A 20,291-nucleotide genomic window follows, 5' to 3' on the forward strand; every position below is an offset into this window, starting at 1 on the left:
CCCGAGGACCCGCCGGGAGTGCAGGACCGTACCCACGACGGGCGTGAAGAGCAGCACATCCACCCCTCCGGGCCACCGCCCGCGGCGGACCGTCCCCGCCACGGGGGACACTGGTCGGGTGACCGAAGCAGACCCGTTGCGCCTGCTCGCCGTGCACGCCCACCCCGACGACGAGTCGAGCAAGGGCGCGGCGACCATGGCGAAGTACGTCGCCGAGGGCGTCGAGGTGCTGGTGGCGACGTGCACCGGCGGCGAGCGCGGCTCCGTGCTCAACCCGGCCCTGGACCGCCCGGAAGTGTGGGAGCGCCTGCCGCAGCTGCGCGTCGAGGAGATGGCGCGCGCCCGCGAGATCCTCGGCGTCCGGCAGGAGTTCCTCGGCTTCGTCGACTCCGGCCTCCCCGAGGGCGACCCGCTGCCGCCGCTGCCCGAGGGCTGCTTCGCGCTGGTGCCCACCGAGGAGGCCGCCGCACCGCTGGTCGAGATCATCCGGCGGTTCCGCCCGCAGGTGGTACTCACGTACGACGAGCGCGGCGGTTACCCGCACCCCGACCACATCAAGACGCACGACATCTCCGTCGTCGCCTTCGAGGCGGCCGGCGACCCCGAGCGCTACCCGGAGCTGGGTGAGCCGTGGCAGCCGAGCAAGCTCTACTACCACATGGGCTTCACGCTGACCCGGATGCGGGCGTTGCACGAGGCGATGCTCGAGGCCGGCGCGGAGTCGCCCTACGCCGAGTGGCTGGCGACCTGGGACCCCGAGCGGGACATGTCGCACCGGGTGACCACCCGGGTGCCCTGCGCGGACTACTTCCCCGTGCGCGACGCCGCGCTCATCGCGCACGCCACCCAGATCGATCCCACCGGCCGCTGGTTCGCCTGCCCGATGGACGTCCAGCAGCGGGTCTGGCCCACCGAGGACTACGAGCTGGCCCGCTCGCTGGTCGACTCGACGCTGCCCGAGGACGACCTGTTCGCCGGCATCCGCAGTGAGGTGACCATCCCGTGAACACGATCGCCGCGGTCGGCACGGTGCTCGCCGCCGAGCCGCAGCTGCCCGAGGACGTCGGCAAGTCCGGCCCGCTCGGGCTCTTCCTGATCCTCGTCCTGCTGCTCGCCACCGCGCTGCTGGTGCGGTCGATGGGCAAGCACCTCAGGCGGCTGCCCCGCAGCTTCGACGAGGACGACGGCCCGCGGGTCGTCGTCCCGGACACCCCGGCCGAGCTGGTCGAGCCACGGCAGCCCGGCCAGGACCTGCTCGACACGCTGCGCCGCGCCCCGCGGGCGATCGAGGGCCCGCGGGCCGGGCGCGACGACGACCGGGACGGCCCGCCGGCGCACTGACGCCGGCGGGCCGCGACCCGGCCACGGGCGGGTGGGTGGTGACGGCCCACCCGCCCGTCGTCGTCACCAGGTGTGCGCCACGTCGACGACGAGACGCGAGCCGTCGCCGGGCCCGTCCAGGACCTGCACCCGGAAGGGCAGCCGGGCGCGGACGCCCACGCCGAACCGGCTCTCCCCCTCGAAGGACTTTGCCCACGCCACCTGGCGGAAGGTGCTGTAGCCGCGGACGTCGAGGGCCTCGGCGGCGTTGCGCGGGGCGTAGGTCGCCGCTCCACCACCGTCGTACGCCGGGGTGTGCACCAGCACCTGCAGGTCGGCGGCCCCGCGGAGCGGGACGACGCGGCCCGAACCGTCCTCGATGACCTCGCGGACGTAGCGCACGTCGTAGGACACGTCGGACGCGTCGACGCCGTCGAGGTCGAGGACGAGCCGGTCGTAGCAGGCGTGCCGGCCGCTGCGGGCGTCGTCGAGCGTGCCGCCCCCGTCCTCGACGGCGGACTCGGTCAGCGAGCCCCACGCCGTGCTGCAGGTGGGGGCGGCGGTGGCGGGCAGGACGGCGCCGGCGAGGGCGGCCGCGGCGGCGGACACGACGACGGCGGCGCGGGTGAGGGTGGTGCTCATGGTGTGCCTCCCGGGGTCAGGGGGATCGGCGGTGCGGACGAGGACGAGGGTCCGCAGACACGCCGTCCCGCGCCATGGCCAGGACTGCGCGGAAGTGTCGATCCCAGCGCCGTTCCCCGGGCAGATGTCGACGACGAACAGCCCTCCGGGCGCGACACGGAACGGCAGATGTCGCCAGGGTCACCAAATGGCGACGCTCGGTCAGCGGCGCGGTCCGTGCCTCCGGGCCACCATCCGCAGCACCGTCCCGGCGGCCTCGTTGCGGTCGAGCACCGCGAGCATCGTGGCGACGTCGTCGGCGTAGGGGGAGCCGTCGGCGACGTAGGTCGTGCGGCGCTGCCCGATGCCGGTGCTCACCGAGCCCGGCTCGACGGTGGTGATGTGCACGCTGAACGGGGACAGCTCCAGCCGCGCGGCGTCGGCGAAGCCACGGATCGCCGCCTCGGTGGCCACGTAGGACGAGTGGTGCGCCAGCGGGAAGCTCGCCGGCATCGACCCGACCATCACCACCCGCCCGTGGCCGGGGGCGCGCATGCCCGGGAGGGCCAGCTGGGTCAGCCGGACCGGGGCGAGCACGTCGAGGCGGAACAGCCGCTCCAGCGCCTCGGCCGGCAGCCCCTCCAGCGGGCCGCTCTGGCTCTCCCCGGCGGCGTTGACCAGGACGTCGACGTCGGCCAGCCGCCCGGCGAACGCCTCGACGGCAGCCGGGTCGGTCAGGTCCAGGGCGGCGTACTCCACTCTGGGTACCCGGTCGGCCGGTGCCAGCCGGTCGGGGTCGCGGCTGGCACCGAGCACGGAGTGGCCGCGGGCGACGAGGGCGGCGGCGGTGGCCCGGCCGATCCCCGACGAGGCCCCGGTGACCAGCGCCCTCACCGGGACGCCGCGGGCCGGGGGTCGGGCCGCTTCGGACCGGCGGGGACACCGGGACACCGTGGACCGGCGCCGGGACGGCGGAACCGGCGTGTCCTCTCCCGGGGCGGAGGATGGGCCGGCGCACCGTCCGCTCTGGGCGTAGCCCGACCGGGCCCGATCAGCGTTACCGTGTAAGCGTGTAATCAGATGTGCCACGAGGAGGCCGCCGTGTACGGACACCACCGTTTCGCCGATTCCCCCTTCGCCCGCATGGGCGCCCCCGGCTTCCGCGGTCGCGGACCGGGCGGACGCGGCCGCGGCGCCGACAGCTCGCCGCCGGTCGACCGCGCCGAGGTCGCCGGCTGGTTCGCCGGCCGGCTGCCCGACGGCTGGTTCACCGGCCCCGTCGAGCTGGTCGTCGACCGCGACGAGATCACCGTCGTCGGCCCGCTCGCCGAGCCCGAGGCCGGCGAGGGCGACCCCGCCGCCGCCCGCGCCGGGCGGATCGCGCGGTTTCGCGAGGACACCCGCGAGCAGCGGATGGCCATCGCCGACGCCGCGCAGGCCCGCTACGGCCGCTCGGTGGCCTGGGGCGCCGCCTGCGGTGACGTCCGCGAGGTCTTCACCAACGCCTCGGTGCCGGTGATGACGCGGCTGCGCCAGCCCGAGCGGCTGGTGCTCGACACCCTCGTCGACGCCGGCGTCGCCCGGTCCCGGTCGGAGGCGCTGGTCTGGGCGGTCCGGCTGGTCGGGCAGCACGCCGACGAGTGGCTGACCGAGCTGCGCCAGGCCATGGCGTCGGTGGAGGAGGTCCGGGCGCGCGGCCCGCAGACCTGACCTCTGCCAGGCTGGCGGGGTGAGCCCGGAGCTGCTGCGGTCGGCCTACGGCGACCTCTCCGCCCTGGTGTCCGACCTGCGGCCGGAGGAGGGCTGGCAGCCCAGCGGGTGCGCCGGCTGGAGCGTCCTCGACCTCACCCAGCACCTGCTCGACGACGCCCGCCGGGGACTGGTCGCACTGGCCACCCCGGCGGACGGCCCGGCCACCACCGACGCCGTCGCGTACTGGCGGTCCTGGCAGCCCTCGCCGGAGGACGACGACTCGACGGCCTGGCGCACCCGCGTCCGGGCCAGCGTCACCGGCGGGCTGCCGGGCCTGGCACCCCTGTACGCGGAGACGGCGGCCGCGGTGGTCGTCGCGGCCGGCCGCGCGGACCCCGGTGGCCTCGTGGCGACGCAGGGCTGGGTCGTGCGCGTGGACGACCTGCTGTCCACGCTCGCCGTCGAGGCCGCCGTCCACCACCTCGACCTGGTGGCGCACCTGGACCGGCCCGGGCCCCCGCCCGGAGCGCTCGCGGAGGTGCGGCGGGTGCTGGGGGAACTGCTCGGGCACCCGCTGCCGGCGGGGTGGGACGACGCGACGGCGGCCCGCCGCGGCACCGGCCGGGAGCCGCTCACCGACGCCGACCGTGCGGCGCTGGGGGACGCAGCGGCGTCGTTCCCGCTCTTCGGATAGCGCACCCCGCCGAGCAGGGACACTGGGGACGTGCCCCCCACCGCTGCCCTCCCGTCCGCGACCGACGTCCTCGTGGTGGGCGCCGGTCCGGCCGGCTCGGCCGCCGCGGCCTGGGCGGCCCGCGCGGGGCACGACGTCGTGCTCGCCGACGCGGCGGTCTTCCCCCGCGACAAGACCTGCGGCGACGGGCTGACCCCCCGGGCGGTCGCCGAGCTGGACCTGCTCGGCCTGGGCGACTGGGTGCGCGGGCACGCCCGCAACCGGGGTCTGCGCGCCGCCGGCTTCGGCCGGCAGTGGGAGCTGCCCTGGCCCGGCGGGCAGTTCCCCGACCACGGCAGCGCCGTCCCGCGCACGGAGCTCGACGCGCGCATCCGGGAGGTGGCGCTCGCCGCGGGGGCGGTCCCGTTCGACGGCGCACGGGCGGTCGACGTGGAGCGCGACGGTGACCGGGTGCGCGCGGTGGTCTTCGAGCTCGCCGACGACAGCCGGGTCAGCGTCGCCTGCCGGCGGCTCGTCGTCGCCGACGGCGTGCGGTCGCCGCTGGGCCGGGTGCTCGGCCGGGAGTGGCACCGCGACACCGCCTACGGGGTGGCCGCGCGCAGCTACGTCCGCTCCGGCCGCAGCGACGACGAGTGGATCTCCTCGCACCTGGAGCTGCGCGGTGAGGAGGGCGAGCTGCTGTCGGGCTACGGCTGGGTCTTCCCGCTGGGTGCCGCTGCCGGCGAGGTCAACCTCGGCGTCGGCACCCTGGCGACGGCGCGGCGGCCGGCCGGCGTGCAGCTGAAGTCGCTGCTGGAGTTCTACGCCGAGTCGCGGCGCGAGGAGTGGCAGCTCGACGGGCCGGTCCGCGGTGTCGCCTCCGCGCTGCTGCCGATGGGCGGCGCCGTCTCCGGGGTCGCCGGCCGGAACTGGGCACTGATCGGCGACGCCGCCGGGTGCGTCAACCCGCTCAACGGCGAGGGCATCGACTACGGCCTCGAGACCGGTCGCGCCGTCGTCGGCCTGTTCGCGGAGGACGACTGGTCGCGCGCCTGGCCGGCCACGCTCCGGGAGCACTACGGCGAGGCGTTCTCCATCGCCCGGCGGCTGGCCGCCCTGCTGACGGTGCCCCGGTTCCTGCCGACGGCCGGTCCGGTCGGGATGCGCTCGCGGCCGCTGATGACCGTCGCGCTGCGGGTCATGGGCAACCTGGTCGGCGAGGCCGACCGCGACGTCGTCGCGCGGGCTTGGCGGGCGGCGGGCCGGGCCTCGACCCGGTGGGACGAGCGGCCGCCGTTCGGGTGACCCGCCCACCCCCGGGGCCCCGCCGTGAGCGGTGGGGCAGGGGGCCCCGCTCAGACGAAGGGGGAGTTGTACATCGCGAAGTAGACGGCGATGTAGTGGCAGATCGCGGCCACGATCGTCATCGCGTGGAAGACCTCGTGGTAGCCGAAGACGCCGGGCCACGGGTTGGGCCACTTGATCGCGTAGGCGACGCCCCCGACCGTGTAGAGCACGCCGCCGACCGCGAGCAGCACCAGCGAGGTCACCCCGGCGATGTGCAGGATGTCGGTGAGGATGAAGACGGCCACCCAGCCGAGGCCGATGTAGAGCGGCACGCCCACCCACCGCGGTGCCGTGGGCCAGGTGAGCTTCAGGCAGACCCCGGCCAGGGCCCCGGCCCAGACGCCGACCAGCACCCACCAGCCCAGCGGCTGGTCGACGGCGAGCAGCGCGAACGGCGTGTAGGTGCCCGCGATGAACAGGAAGATCATCGAGTGGTCGAGCCGCTTCATGACCTTCCAGCCGCGGGGCGACCAGCGGCGGCGGTGGTAGAGCGCGCTGGTGCCGAACAGGCCGCAGATGGTCAGGCAGTAGACGGCGACGGAGAAGCCCGACCGGGCGCCGAGCACGGACGCCAGCGGGATCAGGACCGCGCCGGCGACGATCGCGCCGAAGAACGCGAACAGGTGCAGCCACCCGCGCATCCGCGGCCGGGTGTCGGGGTGCTCCCAGTCGTCGTCGGCGAAGTCCGCCGCCGTCCACGTCTGCTCGACCTGCTCGCCCTCCGCGAGGACGGTGCCGACGGCGGCGGCGTGCGGGGCCTCGATCTCGGCCTGGTCCGCCTGCACCCGGACGGGCTGGCGGTCGTCGGGGACACCGGTCATGCACCGAGGTTACGGAGGCGTAGGGAACGGCGCACCGGCACGCGGCTGTGAGTTCGCCCCGCATCGGCGCAGGCCGGGGGAGGGGTGGTGCGCCCGCGGAACGGGAGCGTCCCGGGGGCCCTAGGCTGGTGCCCGTGGGGGCGCGTCAGTGGGTCCGCGACGCGCTCACCCAGCTGTACGAGCGCCGTCTGGCCCGCCAGCTCGTGGGGGCCGACGTCCCCCGCCACGTGGGCGTGATCATCGACGGCAACCGCCGCTGGGCGCGCGCCACCGGGCTGCTCGACCCCAACGCCGGGCACCGCCGCGGCGCGGGCCGGATCGCCTCCTTCCTCACCTGGTGCGACGAGGCCGGCGTCGAGGTGGTCACGCTCTTCCTGCTCTCCACCGACAACCTGGGCCGTCCCGAACCCGAGCTCACGCCGCTGCTGCGGATCATCGAGGGCGTCGTCCAGGACCTCTCCGCCCCCGACCGCCGCTGGCAGCTGCACCCGGTGGGCGCCCTGGGCCTGCTGCCGGCGGAGACCGTCACCGTCCTCAAGGAGGCCGAGGAGGCCACCCGCGGCCGGCCGGGGGCGACGGTCAACCTCGCCGTCGGGTACGGCGGGCGGCGGGAGATCGCCGACGCCGTCCGGTCGCTGCTGGCCGAGCACGCCGCCCGGGGGACGCCGCTCGACGAGCTCGTCGAGGTCCTCGACGTCGCGCACATCGCCGAGCACCTCTACACCCGCGGCCAGCCCGACCCCGACCTGGTCATCCGCACCAGCGGCGAGCAGCGGCTCTCGGGGTTCCTGCTGTGGCAGACGGCGCACTCGGAGTTCCACTTCACCGACGTCTACTGGCCCGACTTCCGGCGGGTGGACTTCCTGCGGGCGCTGCGGGCCTACGCGGCGCGGCACCGCCGTTTCGGCGGGTGACAGACTCGGGCGCATGGCACCCGGCACGGTCGACGTCCCCCTCGAGTACGTGCGGCTGGGACTGCGCTTCGACCGCCTGGAGTCCGGCTTCGTCGACGCCTACACCGGTACGAAGCGGATCCGCGCCGAGGTGGAGAGCGAGCCCGCACCGACGCCGCAGGCCCTGCGCGACCAGGCGCGGGCGCTGCTGCGCGAGCTCGACGCCGCGGCGCTGCCGGCCGACCGCACCGAGTTCCTGCGCGGCCAGCTGACCGGGCTGGAGTGCAGCGCCCGCAAGCTCGGCGGCGAGCCGGTCGGCTTCCTCGAGGAGGTGCGCAGCTACTTCCAGGTCGACCTGACCCTCGGTGACCCGGCCGACTACGCCGTCGCGCACGCCGAGCTCGACACCCTGCTGCCGGGCGACGGCACGCTGGCCGAGCGCTACGCCGCGCACCGGCGCCGCGAGGAGTGCCCGCCGCAGCGGCTGGACGCCGCGGTGCACGCGCTGTCGAGCGCGCTGCGCGACCGGGTGCGCGGCCGGTACGGCCTGCCCGAGGTCGAGACGGTGCGCTACGAGGTGGTCACCGACAAGCCGTGGTCAGGCTTCAACTACTACGAGGGCGACTTCCGCTCGCGGGTGGCGATCAACGCCGACCTGCCGCACCGGCTCGGCCAGCTCGTGCACCTGGTCGCGCACGAGTCCTACCCCGGGCACCACACCGAGCACTGCCGCAAGGAGCAGGGGCTGGTCGAGCGCGCCGGCCACCTCGAGCACACCGTCTTCCTGGTCAACACCCCCGAGTGCCTGATGGCCGAGGGGCTGGCCGACCTCGGCGTCGCCGCCGCCGTCGGCGAGGGGTGGGGCCCGTGGTCGGCCGAGGTCCTCGGCGACCTGGGCCTGCGGTTCGACGGACACCTCGCCGAGCGGATCGCCGCGGCCGCCGCGCCGCTGAACCGGGTGCGCCAGGACGCCGCCGTGATGCTGCACGACCGCGGTGCCGACGCCGACGAGGTCGCCGCCTACATCCAGCGGTGGTCGCTGGTCAGCGCCGAGCGGGCCCGCCAGCAGCTGCGCTTCCTCACCCACCCGCTGTGGCGGGCCTACATCACCACCTACGTCGAGGGCTACGACCTGCTGCACCGCTGGCTGGCCGCCCGGCCGGCCGGCCAGGACGTCGCCGGGCGGTTCGTGCGCCTGCTTGACGAGCCGCTGACCCCCGCCGTCGTCACGGCCGAGCTGTCGGCCACCTGAGCAGTGCCGCGCCGCGACCCGCGCGAGGCCCGCGCCCTCGGGCTCTGGACGGCGGGCTGGCTGTTCGCGCTGCTCCTCGCCGGCCTGCTGTGGATCGGTGACCTGCGCGTGCAGTGGCCGGTTCTCGCCGTGCCGGTGCTGTGGGCGCTGGTCGCGCTGCGGCCGCGCCGTCGGGATCCGGGCCGGGCCGCGCCCCCGTGGGAGGCGCGGTCGTGGGAGGCACGGTCGTGGGAGGCGTCGTCGTGGGAGGCGCGGCCGTGGGGCGAGCCGCCGCGGGAGGTGCCGCCGACGCGGGAGATGCCGGCGTCGCGCCCGCGCCCGCGCCCCCCGGACACCCGCTGGGGCTGAGCCGGGCCGCTGGTACGGACGGGACGGCTGCGTCCCCCCGATGGAGGACACGCCGCCTGCTCGTCATGCTCCTGTCACCTCCCGGCTCTAGCGTCCGCAGTGGACGACGGGCCCGCCCCGCCGTCCGCGGGAGGCCCGGTTGGTGCTGACGAGCTCGTCGACCAGGGGGGCCGCGACCCGGCCCCTGTGCCGGGTCCCGGCCACCTCAGAGCCGGGGCGCGCCGTGCGCCCCAGGGGAGACGACTCGTGACTCTGCGCCGCACGTACGTCCTCGACACCTCCGTCCTGCTGTCCGACCCGCGGGCGCTGCTGCGCTTCGGCGACGCCGACGTGGTGCTCCCGCTGGTGGTCATCGGGGAGCTCGAGGACAAGCGGCACCACCCCGAGCTCGGCTGGTTCGCCCGCCAGGCGCTGCGCATGCTCGACGACCTGCGGGTCACCCACGGCCGGCTCGACGCGCCGGTCCCGGTGGGTGAGGACGGCGGCACGCTGCACGTCGAGCTCAACCACAGCGACGGCGCGGTGCTCCCCGCCGGCTTCCGCAGCGACAGCAACGACAGCCGGATCATGGTCGTCGCGCTGAACCTGCGCGCCGAGGGCCGCGACGTCTGCCTCATCACCAAGGACGTGCCGCTGCGGGTCAAGGCGGCCGCCGTCGGCCTGGACACCGACGAGTACCGGGTGCTCGACGCCGTCGACGCCGGGTGGACCGGCATGGCCGAGGTCGCGCTCGAGGACGCCGAGCTGTCGGCGGTCTACGACGACGGCGAGGTGCACATCCCGGCGGCCGCGGAGCTGCCGGCGCACACCGGCCTGGTGCTGCTGTCCTCGCGCGGGTCGGCCCTGGGCCGGGTGATGCCGGACAAGCAGGTGCGGCTGGTGCGCGGCGACCGCGAGGCGTTCGGCCTGCACGGGCGGTCGGCCGAGCAGCGGATCGCCCTCGACCTGCTCCTCGACCCCACCATCGGCATCGTCTCCCTGGGCGGGCGCGCGGGCACCGGCAAGTCGGCGCTGGCACTGTGCGCGGGGCTGGAGTCGGTGATGGAGCGGCGGGCGCACCGCAAGGTCGTCGTCTTCCGGCCGCTGTACGCCGTCGGCGGGCAGGAGCTCGGGTACCTCCCCGGCAGCGAGGGCGACAAGATGTCGCCCTGGGCGCAGGCCGTCTACGACACCCTCGGCGCGCTGGTGTCGAAGGAGGTCCTCGAGGAGATCGCCGCGCGCGAGCTCATCGAGGTGCTGCCGCTGACCCACATCCGCGGCCGGTCGCTGCACGACTCCTTCGTCATCGTCGACGAGGCCCAGTCGCTGGAGCGCGGCGTGCTGCTGACCGTGCTGTCGCGGCTGGGCAGCGGGTCGCGGGTGGTGCTGACCCACGACGTCGCGCAGCGGGACAACCTGCGGGTCGGCCGGCACGACGGCATCGCGGCGGTGGTCGAGCAGCTCAAGGGCCACCCGCTGTTCGCCCACGTCACGCTCACCCGCTCCGAGCGCTCGCCGATCGCCGCGCTGGTGACCGAGATGCTGGGGGACCTCCCACTCTGACGCCCGGCGCCGGCTCCGGCTCCGGCTGCTGGCCGGCTCCGCTCCTGCGGTGTCGCATGCGCTCCCGCGGTGCTGCGACACCGCAGGAGTGCACACCACACCGCAGGAGCGGATCAGAGCGAGCGTCCGCCCCGGGCGAAGGCGCGGCGGATCCGGCGCTCGACCACGGCCGGGGTGCGCAGGTCCGCCCACGTCCACCGTGCGACTTCCCAACCCGAGTCGCGGATGTCGTCCTCGCGCCGCTTCTCCCGGAACACGACCTCACCGGGGTCGGGACCGGCGGCCTCGCCCCGGTACTTGACCCGACCGTCGAACTCGCCCACCGTCCGGTGGTCACGCCAGCCGAAGTCGCACCGAGCGATCACCGAACGGTCGGGTCGCAGGAGCCGGACCTGTAGATCGGGCACGGGTAGGCCGAGTCGGTGCATCAGCACCCGGCTGCGGCTCTCGCCGACGCTCTCGCTGCGCCCGTCGGCGAACGCGACGACGCGGGAGGCCCGGCGCGAGCCGGGTACCGGTCCCATCCGTGCGAGACACGCGTCTAGGTGCGCGGGGGTGACCTGACCGGAGGCGAGCGCCGCATCCGCCGCCACCAGCGCGGACTCGAACGGCAGGGAGCGCCCTAGGTCGACGACGGCCCGCGCCAGGCTGGTGGTCGTCGCGCCGTCGACGGTCGTCAGGTCGTCCTCGGGCAGCCGGGCGACGTGGAGGTGCACCCTCGCGCTGCCGCTGCCCGCCGCGGGCGGAGACCGGGTGACGTGCACGCGGTCGGTCGCTGCGTGCCACAGCGGCAGCCCGTGGAGGACCGCGGCCGAGACGTGGCTGACCGCACCACCGTCGCGGAGCACGGCCGCCGTCGCCAGGACCAGGGCGTGGTTGGCGGAGAGGGTCGCCGACGGGTCGAGGTAGGCGCCTGGGCGGACTCGGGTGAGTTGTCCGCGACGGACCGCTCGCGCGAGATCCCGGTCGTCGAGACCAGCGGCGAGGGCGTCGGCACGGAGCAGCAGCGGCCGGCCGAGGGGGAGTGCGTCGTCCATGCTGCGACCCTCACGGGACGCGGGCCGGGGCGGACCTCTCCGACGACATCTGTGGACGGCCCTCGTGCGGCCGTCCACACGCTCCTGCGGTGTCGCTACACCGCAGGAGCGGGGACGGCGCCGCGGGAGATGCGAGGCGGTCAGGGGCCGGGGGCCGGCTCGTCCTCGGGCGTCGGCGCGGCGGGACGCCGTGCCGGCGGGGCGGGCGGCGTCATCGCCCAGCGCAGCAGCGCCACCGCGCCCCAGGCTGCCAGCAGGCACCACGGCAGCCGGACGACGACCTCGTCGGCCGAGAAGTCGCCGCGCGCGCCGAGCGCGAGCACCGGCAGGGCGAGGAGCAGGCCCAGCCCGAGGACGTCCCAGCGCAGCGGACTCATGTCCCGGCGGTCTCCAGCCGCTCGCACAGCAGCGACGCCCAGCGGTGGGCGGTCGCGCGGACGCCGTCGAGGAGGGCCACGGGCACGGCGCTGCGGCCGAGCACGGCGGCGGGGTCGGCGGTGAGGTCGGTGTCCTGGACGACGAGCGCGTCGACGCGGGGCAGCGCGTCCAGCCACGGGCCGACGTCCTCGGGCTTGCGGGTGGCCTCGACCACGGCCCAGACGGCGACCGGTGAGAAGACCGCCATGACCTGCTCGAGCCAGGTGCGGCCACCGGCGCGCATCGGGGCGTCGACCGCCACGACGGTCGGGGTCCCGGCCCGCGCGGCCTCCTGACGCCGCACGAGCGCCGTGTCGACCGAAGTGACCCGGCTGGCCTCGGGGACCAGGGCGGCGAGGTCGCCGCGGGTGGCCCACTGCAGCCGGTCGGGGTCGAGCCGCATCGAGACCGACAGCGACCGGGCGGCGGCGAGGGTCTCGACGCCGGGGCCGACCACCAGCAGCACCTCACCGGCACCGCTGGGAGCGGCCGGCGCGGCGGGGAGCCCGCGGAGGGCGCGGGTCAGGGCGGCGTAGGTGCCGCCGGCGGCGACGTCGGCCGCGAAGCCGCCGCCGAGCAGGTCCTCGGGCACGCCGAGGGCGCGCAGCCGGCTGACGATGCCGGCCGCCTCGACCATCCGCGGGTCGACGAGCTCACGGCCGGAGGGGCCCGCCGCGCCGCGCTCGCGCACCGACGACACGACGACCCGGCCGCCGGACCAGCCACCGCGGGACTCGACGGGCAGGCGGGTGACCGTCGCGAGCGGCGCCGCGACACGCGCCACCGCCCGGCCGGGCACCGGCGGCAGCCGCCGGGCCGGCGGGACCGGCGGGCGCCCGAGCAGGCGCGGCACGGCGAGCTCCGCACCGGGGGTCGGCGGCGGGAGGAGTGACAGGGGAGGGAGGACGGCGGTGGCGTCGAGCGGGAGGGGTGCGGGGTCGCTGGCCGTGGCCGCGAGCGCGACCACCTCGGTGCCGGCCTCGGCGGCCTCCTCGACCTCCCACTCGTCGGACTCCGCGGAGGCCTCGACCCACGCCGGCTCGCGGTCCATCCGCCGGGCGGTGGCCGGCACCGGCGGGCGGCCGCGGTGCACGCCGCCGTGGGTGGAGGCGCTGGCCAGGACACCGCGGAGGATGTCGGTCAGCGCGTCGTCGGGGGTGTCGTGCGCCAGCGCGGCGCGCAGCACCTCGGCGATGGCCTCCTCGCGGCCGGTGGACGGGCCGGTCTCCGCGTCGGGCCAGCCGGCCGCGACCGGCTGCGGGGCGGGCACCTCGATGGGCTCGACGACGACCGCCGGCAGCACGTCGGTGGTCGGCTCGGCGACCGGCTCGGCGATGGCGACGGCGGGCTCGGCTACCGGCTCGGCGACGGCGGGCTCGTGCTCGTCCTCGGCCGTCCCCAGCAGCTCGGTGAGCAGCGACTCCTCGTCCTCGTCGACGCCCTCCTCGGCGGACTCCTCGGAGAGGATCTCGACGACCGGCTCCACGACGGCGACCGGCGCCGCAGCCGGGGCGGCCGACGGGCGCGACACGGGCACGGGCTCGGCCCACATGTCCACGCCGAGGGCGTCCTCCCCGCCGGTGTCCTCCTGCAGGACGGACTCCTCGAGGACGGGCTCCTCCAGGACGGGCTCGTCGACGGCGGCTTCTACGGCGACGGCCTCCACGGCGACGGTCTCCACGGCGGGGGCGACCGGCTCGACGACGGGCGCGGTGACCGGCTCGACGGCCACCTCCTCGACGGCGATCGGCTCGGCGACCTCCGCCACGACCGGGGCCGCAGCGGGAGCGGGCACAGCAGGCGCGGGAGCGGGCACAGCAGCAGCGGGAGCCGGGGTCGCGGCGGGGACGGGCGCGGCCATCGCGGCGGCCAGGGCGGCGGCCAGCGGCATCGCCGGGGCAGCGGGCGCCGACGCGGGCGTCCGCAGCACCGACCGGGACACCGGCTCGTCGTACGCAGGCTCGTCGGACACCAGCTCGTCGGACACCGGCTCCGCGGGGAACGGCGCCTCGTCGACCAGCGGCACCGACGCCGCCGCGGCCTCGGTCAGCGCGCGCAGCGCCTCGGCCGCGGAGGTGGCGGCGGCGGTGCGGACGGCGTCGTCGACGGCCTCACGGACCTCGCGGTCACCGGCCACGACCTGCGCCAGGGCCGCGGTGAAGAGCGACGGGCCGGCGGGCTCGGCCGGGGTGGCCGGCGGCCGCGGCGCGGCCTTCGGCGCGCGCCGGGGCGTGACCGGGGCGGCGGCCGCGGCAGCAGGGGAGGAGGCGGCCGTCCGGTGCTGAGCCGTGCGCGGCGCGGCGGCCGGGCGGAACGCCGTCGTCCCGGAGGAGGGCTGCCGGGCCGCGGCGAACGCCGTCCGCGAGTACAGGTCGACGTCCGGGCCGGCGCCGCCGCCGAGCAGGCCGGCGGCCTCGTCCACCGGGTCGGGCAGGCCACGCGCGGGGCGCGCCGTCGGACGTGCGGCCGCGGGACGCGACCGGTGCATCCCGGTGGCGCGCAGGAAGGCGCCGGTGTCGGCCAGCGGGCCGGGGTCGCGGCTCAGCGCGGCCTCGATGCGCCGCGCGGACTCCGACTTCGACGCCGGCCGCGGGCGGGCGGGCTCGACGTCCTCGACCTCGGCGACGAACCGCTCGGTGGCGAAGAACCCGAGCACGCCGCCGGAGCGGATGCGACGGACCCCGACGACCCGGACGGCGTTGCCGTACCGCTCCCGCGCCGCGGCGACGGCGGCCTCGGGCGTGGGCGCCTCAACGGATGGCAACGGCACCGCTCACCACTCCCAGTGACTCGATCTGGGCCGTCCGGGAGACCTCCGTGTAGGAGATCACCGGCAGCCGGGGCAGGACCTGGCGGACCAGGCGGGACAGGGCGGCGCGGACCTGCGGCGAGCAGACCAGGACCGGCGAGAGGCCGTGGTTCTCCGCCTCCTCCAGCAGCCCGGTGCAGCCGGTGACCAGCGCGTCGACCGAGCCGGCGTCGAGCGCCAGCACCTGGCCGCCGTCGCTGTGCCGGACGGCCTCCAGGAGCCGCTGCTCGAAGGCGGGGTCGAGGGTGAGCACGTGCAGCCGCTCGTCGGGGGTGACGTAGGGCTGGCTGATGGCCGCGCCGAGGGAGGAGCGCACCGCCTCGACAAGGCCGTCGAGGTCGGTCGACGTCTTCGCCCGCAGCGACAGCGCCTCGAAGATGCGCACGAGGTCGCGGATGGAGACGTTCTCGGTGAGCAGCGCGTGCAGCACCCGCTGGACCTCGCCGAGGGTGAGCAGCGCCGGGGTGAGCTCCTCGACGACGACCGGGTGGGTGCGGCGGACCATCTCCACGAGCACGCGGACGTCCTCGCGGCCGAGCAGGTCGGCGGAGTGCTGGCGGACGACCTCGGCCAGGTGCGTCGTGATGACCGACGAGCGGTCGACGACGGTGGCGCCGGCCATCTCCGCCTGCCGCTGCAGCTCGGCCGGCACCCACTTGGCGGGCAGGCCGAAGACCGGCTCGCGGGTGGGGCGGCCGGGCAGCCCGTCGAGGGAGTCGCCGATGGCCAGCACCGTGCCGGCGGGGGAGGTGCCCTTGGCCGCGGGGACGCCGTTGAGCCAGATGACGTACTGCGAGGCCGGCAGGTCGAGGTTGTCGCGGGTGCGGACCAGCGGGATGACCAGGCCGGTCTCCATCGCGACCTTCCGGCGCAGCGCCTTGACCCGGTCGAGCAGGTCGCCGCCGCGGGAGGAGTCGACGAGGTCGACGAGGTCGAAGGCCACCTCGAGCTCGAGCGGGTCGACGCGCATGCGCTCGGCGATCGCCTCGGGGGAGTCCGGCTTGGGCTCGTCGTCGACGTCGGTGGCCGGCGTCGTCTCGTCCTCGTCCGGTGCCTCCTGCATGCGGGCGGCCATGAGCAGGAAGGCGCCGCCGACGAGCAGGAACGGCAGCTTGGGCAGCCCGGGGATCAGGCACAGCGCGAGCGCGGCGCCGCCGGAGATGCGCACCGGCTGCTTGAAGCGGCCGAGCTGGGCGAGCAGGTCGCTGCCCATGTCGCCCTCGGTCGCCGAGCGGGTGACGATGATGCCGGTGGCGGTCGACATGAGCAGGGCCGGGATCATCGAGACCAGGCCGTCGCCCACGGTGAGCAGGGAGTAGGTGGAGACGGCCTCGCCGGGCGCCAGGCCCCGCTGCATGACGCCGATGGCCATGCCGCCGACGAGGTTGACCAGCGTGACGATGATGCCGGCGATCGCGTCGCCCTTGACGAACTTCGACGCACCGTCCATCGAGCCGTAGAAGTCAGCCTCGGCGGTGACCTCGGTGCGCCGCTTCCGGGCCTGCGCCTCGTCGATCAGGCCGGCGTTGAGGTCGGCGTCGATGGCCATCTGCTTGCCGGGCATGGCGTCGAGGGTGAAGCGCGCGCCGACCTCGGCGACACGGCCGGCACCGTTCGTGATGACCACGAACTGCACGATCGTGAGGATCAGGAAGATGACCATGCCGACGATCAGCGAGCCGCCGATCACGATGTGCCCGAAGGCCTCGATGACCTTGCCGGCGTAGCCGTCGGTGAGCACCAGGCGGGTCGACGACACGTTGAGCGCGAGCCGGAACAGCGTGGCGATGAGCAGCAGCGACGGGAAGACCGCGAAGTCCAGCGGCTTCCGGATCTGCATCGCCACCAGCAGGATCAGCAGCGAGATCGCGAGGTTCAGCCCGATCAGCAGGTCCATCAGCGCCGCCGGCAGCGGCACGACCAGCATCAGGACGATGGCCACGACACCGATCGGCACGGCGGCCTTCGTCATCCCTCTCACGGACCTCCCATCGGCAGCCGCCGAGGGCGTACCGACCGCGCTCGGCGCACGCGTCACACGCGCACCACGACGACCCGTGCACGTCCGCGGGAGTGCACGGGTCGTCGCACGGGTGCGCTCGGGTCAGGAGGCGAGCGGCGCCCTCCGGCGGCCGGCCTTCGGCAGCCCCGTGACGTCCGGCGCCTCGAACCCGGGCCGGTGCACCCCTCCGCGCACCCCGCGGGCGCCGAGCTGCATGACGAAGGCGAGCACCCGCGCGACGGCCGTGAACAGCTGCGGCGGCACCTCCTGCCCGATCTCGCAGGAGGCGTGCAGCGCACGGGCCAGCGGGACGTCCTGCACCATCGGCACCCGCGCCTCGGCCGCCCGCTCCCGCAGCCGGGCGGCGATCTCGTCGGCGCCCTTGGCCACGACCCGCGGCGCGCCCTTCTCCGGTCGGTAGCGCAGCGCGACGGCGACGTGCGTCGGGTTGACCAGCAGGACGTCGGCGTCGGCGACCTCGGCCATCATCCGGTTCCGGGACAGGGCCATCGCCATGGACCGCCGCTGTCCCTTGACGTGCGGGTCACCCTCGGACTGCTTGTGCTCCTGCTCGATCTCGTACCTGCTCATCTTGAGCTTCTTCATGATCTGGACGCGGACGACGACGTAGTCGGCGACGGCGATGACGAGCCCGGTCACCGCGACCACGCGGAACAGCAGGACGGCCGAGTCGGCGAAGGTCGCGACGACGGCCGAGAGCGGCAGCGCGCCGGACGCCGAGACCATCTCCTGCGCCCGGTCGCTGGTGACGACGACGACCGTGGCCAGGGCCGCGGTCTTGAGCAGTGCCTTGGCCGCCTCCCACACGCCGTGCGTGCCGAACATCCGCTTCATCCCGGGGAACGGGTTCAGCTTCTTCAGCGTCGGCTTCATGCCCTTCGCCGACACCGCGATCCCGCCCTGGGCGGCGGAGGCGAGGAAGCCGACGAGCATCAGGGCGAGCGCCATCGGGAGGACCGCCTCGAGGAACGCCGTCAGCGCCTGCCCGAGCAGCACGGAGAGGGCCTCGACCTCCGGCCGGCGTGCCACCGCCCCGATCTGCACGAACAACCGGCCCACCGAGTCGAACGCATCGCCCGCGAGCAACGGCAGGAGCGCGCTGGCCACCGCCATCGCCGTCCAGGTGCCCAGCTCCTGGGTGCGCGGGATCTGCCCCTCCTTGCGCGCCTCCTTCAGGCGCTTCGGAGTGGGCTTCTCGGTCTTCTCACCGCCCGGACCGTCCTTGGCCACCGCCGCTCACCCGCTCCGGATGCTGATGACCGCGCGGGTGGCCTGCTCGAGCAGGGCGTCGAGCGCCGTGGGCAGCAGCGGGAACGTCAGGCCCAGCAGGGTGAGGGTGAGCATGATCTTCACCGGGAAGCCGATGGCGAAGATGTTCAGCGTCGGTGCGGCACGCGAGAGCAGGGCCAGGGCGACGTCGGAGAGCAGCAGCACCGCCACCATCGGCCCGGCGATCTGCAGCGCGGCCAGGAACATCATCGAGAACGCGGTGAGCACCACCGCCCCGATGGAGTCGACGGGGAAGCCGCCGGTGACCGGCAGTCCCTCGTAGGAGGTGGCGAACCCGCGGACCAGCAGCAGGTGCCCGTTGCTGGTGAACAACAGCGTCGTCGCCAGCAGGGTGTGCAGCTTGCCCATGACCGAGTTCATCGTCATCGACAGGGGGTCGTAGGCCGGCTGCAGCGTGAAGCCGCCGGTGACGTCGATGAGCTCGCCGGCGAACTGCACCGCGGTGAAGAAGAGCTGCACGACGAAGCCGAGGGCTGCGCCGATGGCCACCTCGGTGACCGCGGTGACCACCAGGAAGCCGGTGGTCGGCTCGGGCAGGCCGACGGCGACGCGGTCGACCAGCGCGACCGACAGGGCCAGCGCGAGCGCGCCCTTGACCGGCCCGGGGACCGTGCGGGTGTTGAACGGCGGGGCCAGCAGGACGAAGCCGGCCGCCCGGGCGGTGGCCAGGAGCAGGGCCGCGAGGGTGACCGCCGGGACCTCGAGGTCCATGGCGCTCAGGTCCGCCCGAGGAAACGCGGCAGCTGGTCGAACAGGTGCTCGGTGAAGCTCACCATCTCGGCGAGCACCCAGTTGCCCGTCACCAGCAGCGCGATGGACACCGCGATCATCTTCGGCACGAAGGACAGGGTCGGTTCCTGGATCTGGGTCGCCGCCTGGAACAGCGAGATGAGGAACCCGACCAGCAGCGCCGTCAGCAGCACGGGGGCGGCGACCTTCGCGCCCACCGTCATCGTCTCGACGGCGATCTCGGTGACGTCGGCGTCCGTCACGTGTAACTGCCCACCAGCGCGGTGGTGATCAGCGCCCACCCGTCGACCACCACGAACAGCAGCAGCTTGAACGGTAGTGACACCACCGACGGCGGCACCATCATCATGCCCATCGCCATGAGGGCGGCGCTGACGAGCATGTCGAGCACCAGGAACGGGATGAAGACGACGATCCCGATGATGAAGGCGCTCTTGAGCTCCGACAGCACGAACGCCGGCACCAGCGTGGTCATGCTGACCGAGGCGGCGTCCTCGGGCTGCTCCTCGCCCGACAGCCCGACCATGAGCTCGAGCTCGTCGTCGCGGGTGTTGGACAGCAGGAACTCCCGCAGCGGCACGACGCCGGCGTCGTAGGCCTGCGAGACGGTGATCGCCCCGTCCATGTAGGGCTGGACGGCGACCTCGTTGACGTCGGAGAACACCGGGCCCATGACGAACAGCGTCAGGAACAGGGCGATCCCGGTCAGCACCGAGTTGGGCGGCGACTGCTGCAGGCCCAGCGCGTTGCGGGTCAGCGACAGGACGATCGCGATCTTGGTGAACGACGTCGTCAGCAGCAGGACCGACGGCGCCACCGACAGCACGGTGACGGCGAGGATCAGCGTGATCGAGGTGCTGGGGCTGCCGCTGCCCACCGAGATGTCCACGCCGCCGTCGACGGCGGGGACGGCCGGGGGCGTGGGGGCCGTGGGCGCGGTCGGGGCCGCCCCCGCGGGCCCGGCCAGCAGCACGCCGGCGAGCGCGCAGCCGAGGAGGGCCAGCAGGACGGCGGCGACCCGGCGCGCCAGGTCCCGTGCGCGGGCGGTGCGGGTCATCAGCGGCGGACCGTCCGCTCGCGCAGCTGCCCGACCAGGCCCGACCACGCGCTGCGGTCGAGCACCGACCCGGCGAGCGCGCCGCCCGACCGGCCCGCAGCGGACGCCACGGGCAGGGCGGGCCGGCCCTCGCGGTCGGCCCGCTCGGCCAGGGTCGCCTCGAGCGCCTCGCCGTCGAGCTCGGCCAGCAGGGTCACCTGCTGCTCGGTGGCGCCCACGACGAGCACGCGGTCGCCGATGCGCAGCACGTTGACGGTGCTGGCGCGGCCCATCCGCTGGTGGGCGACGACCTCGACGAGGCCGCCGGAGGAGCCCAGGCCGCGCTTCTTCGCCAGCCGGGCGGCGAACCAGAGCACGCCGGCGACGAAGGCCAGCGACAGCAGCAGCCGGATCACCATC

The 20,291-nt window shown here is 75.2% G+C and carries 21 protein-coding genes; 9 read left to right on the forward strand and 12 right to left on the reverse strand.

Features of this window, described 5'->3' with window-relative positions:
- Positions 1-118: 118 nt before the first annotated feature.
- The gene (mca, locus tag BM165_RS04130; protein ID WP_075012255.1) at positions 119-1,006 is read left to right on the forward strand and encodes a mycothiol conjugate amidase Mca; all 888 of its coding nucleotides are present in this window, start codon (positions 119-121) and stop codon (positions 1,004-1,006) included.
- Complete coding sequence (locus BM165_RS04135) at positions 1,003-1,341, forward strand: hypothetical protein (RefSeq protein ID WP_244274026.1); 339 nt, start codon at positions 1,003-1,005, stop codon at positions 1,339-1,341. The genes mca and BM165_RS04135 overlap by 4 nt, the downstream gene beginning before the upstream one ends.
- 63 nt (positions 1,342-1,404) lie before the next feature.
- Here BM165_RS04135 and BM165_RS04140 read toward each other — a convergent pair whose 3' ends face one another.
- Complete coding sequence (locus BM165_RS04140) at positions 1,405-1,962, reverse strand: AMIN-like domain-containing (lipo)protein (RefSeq protein ID WP_075012256.1); 558 nt, start codon at positions 1,960-1,962, stop codon at positions 1,405-1,407.
- 201 nt (positions 1,963-2,163) lie between these two features.
- Entirely contained in the window at positions 2,164-2,835 is a 672-nt protein-coding gene (locus tag BM165_RS04145) for an SDR family NAD(P)-dependent oxidoreductase (protein ID WP_075012257.1), read from the reverse strand.
- A 207-nt stretch (positions 2,836-3,042) separates the two neighbouring features.
- Between BM165_RS04145 and BM165_RS04150 the strand changes: the two genes are divergently transcribed.
- Genes BM165_RS04150 through BM165_RS04160 form a run of 3 tightly spaced genes read left to right on the forward strand, consistent with a single transcriptional unit; the run spans position 3,043 to position 5,611 of the window.
- A complete protein-coding gene (locus BM165_RS04150; protein ID WP_143108018.1) occupies positions 3,043-3,651 on the forward strand; it encodes a hypothetical protein in 609 nt (202 codons plus the stop codon).
- A 19-nt stretch (positions 3,652-3,670) separates the two neighbouring features.
- On the forward strand, positions 3,671-4,327 hold the full coding sequence (locus tag BM165_RS04155; protein WP_075012258.1) for a maleylpyruvate isomerase N-terminal domain-containing protein: 657 nt from the start codon (positions 3,671-3,673) through the stop codon (positions 4,325-4,327).
- 30 nt (positions 4,328-4,357) lie between these two features.
- Positions 4,358-5,611, forward strand: a complete 1,254-nt coding sequence (locus BM165_RS04160; RefSeq protein ID WP_075012259.1) for a geranylgeranyl reductase family protein — start codon at positions 4,358-4,360, stop codon at positions 5,609-5,611.
- Between the two features lie 50 nt (positions 5,612-5,661).
- On the opposite strand, the gene trhA is transcribed toward BM165_RS04160, so the two are convergent.
- A complete protein-coding gene (gene trhA / locus BM165_RS04165) occupies positions 5,662-6,474 on the reverse strand; it encodes a PAQR family membrane homeostasis protein TrhA (protein WP_083427043.1) in 813 nt (270 codons plus the stop codon).
- 134 nt (positions 6,475-6,608) lie between these two features.
- Between trhA and BM165_RS04170 the strand changes: the two genes are divergently transcribed.
- The 4 genes from BM165_RS04170 to BM165_RS04185 all read left to right on the forward strand — a co-directional run bounded on the left by BM165_RS04170 (position 6,609) and on the right by BM165_RS04185 (position 10,509).
- Positions 6,609-7,388, forward strand: coding sequence for an isoprenyl transferase (locus tag BM165_RS04170; RefSeq protein ID WP_075012260.1), 780 nt, complete (start codon positions 6,609-6,611; stop codon positions 7,386-7,388).
- A gap of 13 nt (positions 7,389-7,401) precedes the next feature.
- Entirely contained in the window at positions 7,402-8,619 is a 1,218-nt protein-coding gene (locus BM165_RS04175; RefSeq protein ID WP_075012261.1) for a DUF885 domain-containing protein, read from the forward strand.
- A 3-nt stretch (positions 8,620-8,622) separates the two neighbouring features.
- Entirely contained in the window at positions 8,623-8,967 is a 345-nt protein-coding gene (locus BM165_RS04180) for a hypothetical protein (protein WP_075012262.1), read from the forward strand.
- Positions 8,968-9,213: 246 nt separating this feature from the next.
- Positions 9,214-10,509, forward strand: a complete 1,296-nt coding sequence (locus BM165_RS04185; protein WP_208976642.1) for a PhoH family protein — start codon at positions 9,214-9,216, stop codon at positions 10,507-10,509.
- 113 nt (positions 10,510-10,622) lie between these two features.
- On the opposite strand, the gene BM165_RS04190 is transcribed toward BM165_RS04185, so the two are convergent.
- The 9 genes from BM165_RS04190 to BM165_RS04230 all read right to left on the reverse strand — a co-directional run bounded on the left by BM165_RS04190 (position 10,623) and on the right by BM165_RS04230 (position 20,290).
- Entirely contained in the window at positions 10,623-11,546 is a 924-nt protein-coding gene (locus BM165_RS04190; RefSeq protein WP_075012263.1) for a type IV toxin-antitoxin system AbiEi family antitoxin domain-containing protein, read from the reverse strand.
- A gap of 140 nt (positions 11,547-11,686) precedes the next feature.
- Positions 11,687-11,923, reverse strand: a complete 237-nt coding sequence (locus tag BM165_RS04195) for a hypothetical protein (RefSeq protein ID WP_075012264.1) — start codon at positions 11,921-11,923, stop codon at positions 11,687-11,689.
- Positions 11,920-14,733 (reverse strand): hypothetical protein, encoded by a 2,814-nt coding sequence (locus BM165_RS04200; protein WP_075012265.1) that lies wholly within the window; start codon positions 14,731-14,733, stop codon positions 11,920-11,922. Before BM165_RS04200 ends, BM165_RS04195 begins: the two co-directional genes overlap by 4 nt.
- Positions 14,714-16,744, reverse strand: coding sequence for a flagellar biosynthesis protein FlhA (gene flhA, locus BM165_RS04205; protein ID WP_075012266.1), 2,031 nt, complete (start codon positions 16,742-16,744; stop codon positions 14,714-14,716). The genes BM165_RS04200 and flhA overlap by 20 nt, the downstream gene beginning before the upstream one ends.
- A 132-nt stretch (positions 16,745-16,876) precedes the next feature.
- Positions 16,877-18,025 carry an EscU/YscU/HrcU family type III secretion system export apparatus switch protein gene (locus BM165_RS04210; RefSeq protein ID WP_075012267.1) on the reverse strand — a complete coding sequence of 383 codons (1,149 nt, stop codon included), beginning with the start codon at positions 18,023-18,025 and terminating at the stop codon, positions 16,877-16,879.
- A gap of 6 nt (positions 18,026-18,031) precedes the next feature.
- Positions 18,032-18,796: a flagellar biosynthetic protein FliR gene (gene fliR / locus BM165_RS04215; RefSeq protein WP_075012268.1), complete on the reverse strand. Its 765-nt coding sequence runs from the start codon at positions 18,794-18,796 to the stop codon at positions 18,032-18,034.
- Between the two features lie 5 nt (positions 18,797-18,801).
- Positions 18,802-19,077, reverse strand: coding sequence for a flagellar biosynthesis protein FliQ (gene fliQ / locus BM165_RS04220; RefSeq protein ID WP_075012269.1), 276 nt, complete (start codon positions 19,075-19,077; stop codon positions 18,802-18,804).
- Positions 19,074-19,892 (reverse strand): flagellar type III secretion system pore protein FliP, encoded by an 819-nt coding sequence (fliP, locus tag BM165_RS04225; RefSeq protein WP_075012270.1) that lies wholly within the window; start codon positions 19,890-19,892, stop codon positions 19,074-19,076. Before fliP ends, fliQ begins: the two co-directional genes overlap by 4 nt.
- Positions 19,892-20,290: a FliO/MopB family protein gene (locus BM165_RS04230; protein WP_244274081.1), complete on the reverse strand. Its 399-nt coding sequence runs from the start codon at positions 20,288-20,290 to the stop codon at positions 19,892-19,894. Before BM165_RS04230 ends, fliP begins: the two co-directional genes overlap by 1 nt.
- Position 20,291: the final 1 nt, after the last annotated feature.

The organism is Geodermatophilus obscurus (genome assembly GCF_900115395.1).
Classification (GTDB): domain Bacteria; phylum Actinomycetota; class Actinomycetes; order Mycobacteriales; family Geodermatophilaceae; genus Geodermatophilus; species Geodermatophilus obscurus_B.